This window comes from Ohtaekwangia kribbensis (assembly GCF_042676245.1).
Lineage (GTDB): Bacteria > Bacteroidota > Bacteroidia > Cytophagales > Cyclobacteriaceae > Ohtaekwangia > Ohtaekwangia kribbensis.
Genome location: NZ_JBHTKA010000009.1, coordinates 1 through 537, shown reverse-complemented (window position 1 = coordinate 537; position 537 = coordinate 1). Strand labels below are relative to the sequence as shown.

The window sequence follows — 537 nt, the reverse complement described above, 5'->3', positions numbered from 1 at the left end:
CTGGCAGAACTTCAGATCTTTCTCCGGCAGATCATGCACTACGATGTCAAAGCCAAGTTTACCCATCATTGCAACATCTACTCTGAACTTCAAAGGCTGCTTGCCCCATTCCGTTACGTGGTTGGATGTTGCTATAGCCGGGTAGAAATGTGAATACTCCCATTGTATATAGATGCGCTCGAGCGGATCGGTATTATCACTCGGCCAGAACTCAGTGAAGTATTGCAGTGCTGCATAGTCTACACGACCACCACCGCCTGAGCAGAGCATCATCGGTACCTTCGGATATTTAGCACGTATTCTTTCCAGTACTTTATATAGTCCTCTTACATAATCGACATACAGATGTGTCTGATTTTTTAACGAAGCTGAATAGGCATTATAGATCACGGCATTGCAGTCCCATTTGATATAGGCTAATTCAGGATTTTTTACGAACAGATCATCCACCACTTTAAAAACAAAATCCTGTACAACGGGATTGGTCAGGTCCAACACCAACTGATTACGGAAATAGTGTTCTTCTCTTTTGGGTTG

The 537-nt window shown here is 43.4% G+C and carries 1 protein-coding gene; it reads right to left on the bottom strand.

Annotated features, from left to right (window positions below):
* Positions 1-537 (bottom strand): alpha-galactosidase (locus tag ACFQ21_RS25170; RefSeq protein ID WP_377584082.1); only part of this gene is annotated, 537 nt, incomplete at both ends.